6 protein-coding genes are annotated in these 4,219 nt (G+C 43.4%); all 6 read right to left on the bottom strand.

Annotated features, from left to right (window positions below):
* Positions 1–426 (bottom strand): DUF932 domain-containing protein (locus B4237_RS13480; RefSeq protein ID WP_286943563.1); only part of this gene is annotated, 426 nt, incomplete at its 3' end.
* A 123-nt stretch (positions 427–549) separates the two neighbouring features.
* Positions 550–849: a hypothetical protein gene (locus tag B4237_RS13475; protein ID WP_031944332.1), complete on the bottom strand. Its 300-nt coding sequence runs from the start codon at positions 847–849 to the stop codon at positions 550–552.
* 133 nt (positions 850–982) lie between these two features.
* Positions 983–1,357: a hypothetical protein gene (locus B4237_RS13470; RefSeq protein WP_341767748.1), complete on the bottom strand. Its 375-nt coding sequence runs from the start codon at positions 1,355–1,357 to the stop codon at positions 983–985.
* A gap of 131 nt (positions 1,358–1,488) precedes the next feature.
* Positions 1,489–2,580, bottom strand: a complete 1,092-nt coding sequence (locus B4237_RS13465) for a J domain-containing protein (protein ID WP_414632350.1) — start codon at positions 2,578–2,580, stop codon at positions 1,489–1,491.
* A gap of 219 nt (positions 2,581–2,799) precedes the next feature.
* Complete coding sequence (locus B4237_RS13460; RefSeq protein ID WP_279747681.1) at positions 2,800–3,168, bottom strand: hypothetical protein; 369 nt, start codon at positions 3,166–3,168, stop codon at positions 2,800–2,802.
* 1 nt (position 3,169) lies between these two features.
* Positions 3,170–4,219: hypothetical protein (locus tag B4237_RS13455; protein ID WP_286943562.1), on the bottom strand; the 1,050-nt coding region annotated here is incomplete at its 5' end.

The raw sequence follows: 4,219 nt of genomic DNA, 5'->3' as shown, positions 1-4,219 counted from the left end.
AATATAGCCATTGCTGACATCTTTGCCTTTCAGTGCTGAGGTCTGTCCAGTTTTGGCTAATGCCCAGAATTTCTTCCCACCTTTCAGTACCCCCGCAGTTTCCAGCTCAAAGCCTGATTGTTCAGTTAGATCACGATAGAACTCTAAGATGTCTTTGGGTTGTACTTCTTGAAAGCGTTGACTGACCACAGATAAAGGTGCATGGGTATCAGAACGATACAGCACCCGTTGTTCTTCAAAGGGTAAGATGATGTTTTGTCCACGTTGGTTTTTCGCCATGTAACTGACATCAGAGGATTCGATACGCCAATCCATACCTGCTTGTTGTGCCCAGACTTCGATGGGTTGATTGGGTGTGAGTTGATTCCCCAAGCCATGCCAAGGGGTTTGACCTGTGAATGCCATTGTTTCAACTAAATGTGCCATGAGCAGAATTCCTCTATAAAAATAAAGATGTGATGTTTTTAAACTTAAAATGCAGTGTGCTTAGGGTGTTAGAGCTCGGGTTGTTGCAGCTAGCGTTGATACAGTGATGAATGCGGTAATTCTTTAATCAGCCACGGCAAAGCTTTGTCCGCAATGCAAACATTGGTAATGTTGAGCCGCGTGGTAATGTCGATAAAAGTAATGTTGACTGACCAAGATCAATACGCCCCCTGCAACTACACCAATCAATCCACCGACATAGGGGGGAATGCCCGCACTTCTTGCCAGCTTTATTCCGAGTACAGCCATCGTGAAGGGTGAGAAATTTTCTAGGATTTTTTCAAAATATTGAGGGCCATGCGCTTGTGTGGCTTTCAAGATCACCTGATCTGAATGGCAATAAGGACAATGTACGGGATTCATCATGAATGTCCTCGTCGTGAGTAAAGTGATGACAAGCATTCTCTGTAGGCATAAAAAAACCATGCCCAACATGGGCATGGTTGTTTGCTTGCTTTTGCGCTATACAGTGATACTCGTCCTAAGTTTTGCCGTGTTATTTAAAGCGATAACTTGCTGCACCTTGATCTGTTTCAATATCAACTTTCACAATCGATTCGTAAGAGCAGTTTAAATATAACTCTAAGGCTTGACCCATTTGGAAATGTGCTGGTAATTGAATGGGATTACGGTAGCGTGCGGTATATCCACAACGTCCATTATTCACATCTACTTTATTCAGTGTGATTGGATTCGCATCGAGTGAACGGATGGTGAGGATCACATATGTCCGATCGTATAATCCGCCTGGGCTATATTCAGTATTGAGCGTAACTTCCATGTGTTCAGGATTAAATTCAGTACCACATCCCGATAAGCTCAAAGGAAGTATGAGTAGTATAGGCAATAGGAAAGTCTTCAATTTATTCATCATTATTTTATCCTCTATTTGATAAGGCTTGATTTGTGTTTGGACAGTCGTCAGCGGTTTGTTGCGTTCGCTTGGTGCTGTTTGTTCAAATAGGTAATATGTATCTGAAATTTCTTTATTTTGATTTTCCGTCAAAGCGACGCTAGCAGTGCTTCTAAACAACTGCGTGCTTGATTGATCTGCTGCGCCTGTTGTTCAATCAATTGCCTCACTGCTGGAGGTAATTGTTGGTATTGGTCAGGATGGAAGTCAGCCATCTTACGACGGTATGCAAGCGTGAGGCTTGGTCGATCTAATTGTTCAGGGGTGATATCAAGTAATTCACATGCAGCGAGTTGTACGGGTGTCAGCTGATGGATCGGTATGGAAGATGCTTTGGTATGCTGCTTAGCTTGGGTATCTGTATATGCAGGATACTTGGCCAGTATGGCGAATGCTGTTTGTTGCTCAACATTGAATGCTGTGCTGATTTGAAAGAAATGGCTACGTGCTGTTTCAGCATCAAAGTTTCTTTTATTCATTAACACCAATACTTCTTCGAGCAAAGCAAGGCATAACGAAGGAGGTAGGCTGTGCTGAATCAGTGTGATTTCATCCAAGATGTCAAAAAAGTCGAATTGATGATTCTGTTGCATCATCTGTTTGAGAAACTGTTGGTCATTGGGATGAACCAAGTCTCGGTCAAACAATTGTGTCATCAAAGTTCTTGTGGATTGGCTCCACTCTCCTCTCCACCCCAACAACAGGTAGGCATAGAGCTTCATGATCGGTTGTAGATTGGCAATGGTCTCTTGGCTTTGAGTCTGCGTTTGAGCTTTAGCGAAGGCACAATACTGATTGAGGAAATCTGCCAACAGACGTATCCCTGCTTTTTCAGGTTGAGCCAAGCTGACTTTGACTGTGCCATTGATCACCAGGTGTTTGCTGAGCAGTCCCATCGAATAGCCAACCGAGCTAATCGATTTCAAGGGATAAGCATTGGCACTGGCAAAGGCTTCTTTGAAGTAGATGCCTTGATCGGTTAAGCACAAGCCATTTTTTCCCTGTCCAAAGACGGTTTCATCGACTAAGACCAAGACTTCTTCTGCTTGGGTTTGTGCAGGTAAATAACTCATCGCACCCAGAATCTTATTCATGGGAATCTGTGGAGCGACATAAATGTTTGGGTCAGCTTGCAGTAAAGCCAACTGAGCAAACTGTTGTTTAAACTGATTAAAGTCCATCATCGATTTTTCACTCTTGTTCCCATGAAGACCTGATCAAAATATAAATTTCAGTAATTGAAACGGCCACATGATGGCGCGTCCAAAAAGGTAGGCTGCAATTGGTCCACTGTCTTCAATCCGCCAAAGCAGATAAAACCAATACAGCACCGCAATACTGAGATAAGAGATCACTATTTCTTTATTCATGTTTTTTTCTTCGCTTTATCTTTGTTTTAACTATTCATTCGGCGCGATCAGTTGCCAACCAATATCGGAGTCGAAGGGTCGTAGATAGACGGTTTGCTCTTGGATAAACGATTGCTTGTATTCATCGTCAAAGCGTTCAACATGCACTTGGCAACTGTATAGGTCATATTTGGAACTGGTGCCTGTCTGCCCTGCAAATAAATTACCGACTTGGCATTGTTGTAACTTGATCTGTATCACCGAGCGATCTTGGGTATGCAATAACTGAAGTATGGCATTTGCTTTAGGAATTTCCCGCGCTGCATCTTGTACTCCACAACCCGTTAAACTCCCCAGCAATAACAAGCTGCTGACGACTCCAGTGCTGATACGAGTCTTGAGTTGAAATGGTTTGAACATTTTATAGTGCTCCCTCAGTTTCACTCGATGCAGCCTCTAAACTCAGTTGAGTGAGTTCTTCTTCTGTTGGTGGTCTAGATTCCAAGATGGGTTCTGGGGCTTGTTGCTCAGGGTCTCGGTAGTTTTTTAAACCAAATTGAAACGGTAGTTTTTGTTGAAGTGGATATGGCTGTTTGGAATTGAGGCTTTGATTAGACTCATCTGCAATTAATGGACGGGTGCTTAAATACAGTTGTGAGGGATTGATGGTAGCTAAGCGTAGGTAGCGGTCATCATTGTTGTTGTGTTGATAGAGGATGACTTGATCGATGCGGAGTTGTCCTTGTTGCACACTGAAGATAAAGCCCAGATAGTTTCGTTTATCTCGTTCATCTCTCAAATTGCCGAGTATGATTTCGGCATCCTTCACTGAGGCACTAAAGATCAGATTTAAGGTCGAGACCACTGAGGAATAATAATCCGCTGTGGTGGTAGATGCGGCTTGGATGTGCATCACTTGACGATCTACATCATATTGCGCTGAATCTTCCGCTGTGGGACTCAGTACATTGATTGGGATCGGTGCAGCCAAGTAATTTAAGGCATCTTCGAGTCGCCCTAAGTCGACGTTGACCTGAGTCGTGAGTTTTTTATGTTTAGCATTTTCAGCGTGTACGCGTTGTTGGTACTGCTCCGTGGTTTCAAACTCACCTTTACCTTGCCCTTCAACAGGAGTTTTAAGAAAACGAGCATGGTTAATCACGAGATCATTCGCACTGGCAAACAGGTCATTGTTTAGACATTCCTGTAAGGATTGCTGTCCTGGTTTTTCTACACCCAGCACCAAGATTTGATTTGCTTTGAGTTGCAGTTTGTCTCGGAACTGTTGCAGCGCAGATCGATTGCCTTCTTGGGCGTGCAGATAATCGCGGAAACCTGAAACATCAGCTTCAGGTAGTTGTTGATTTAAAAATGGTTGTATTAATTTGGCCTCGACCAGAACAGGTCGATGTGTTGGTTCAAGTCGTTGGCTGAGTGCTGCATTTTCGTCAGGGCGTAAAACTTCAGTGGA

Source organism: Acinetobacter sp. UBA6526, from assembly GCF_002434875.1.
Lineage (GTDB): Bacteria > Pseudomonadota > Gammaproteobacteria > Pseudomonadales > Moraxellaceae > Acinetobacter > Acinetobacter venetianus.
Note: the sequence above shows the minus strand (reverse complement) of the source record. Positions and strands in the feature narration are given on the sequence as shown.

Excerpts from the sequence above, each read along its gene's own strand:
- B4237_RS13475 (WP_031944332.1), bottom strand. The coding sequence starts at position 849 with ATGAATCCCGTACATTGTCCTTATTGCCATTCAGATCAGGTGATCTTG.
- B4237_RS13470 (WP_341767748.1), bottom strand. The coding sequence starts at position 1,357 with ATGAATAAATTGAAGACTTTCCTATTGCCTATACTACTCATACTTCCT.
- B4237_RS13465 (WP_414632350.1), bottom strand. The coding sequence starts at position 2,580 with ATGGACTTTAATCAGTTTAAACAACAGTTTGCTCAGTTGGCTTTACTG.
- B4237_RS13460 (WP_279747681.1), bottom strand. The coding sequence starts at position 3,168 with ATGTTCAAACCATTTCAACTCAAGACTCGTATCAGCACTGGAGTCGTC.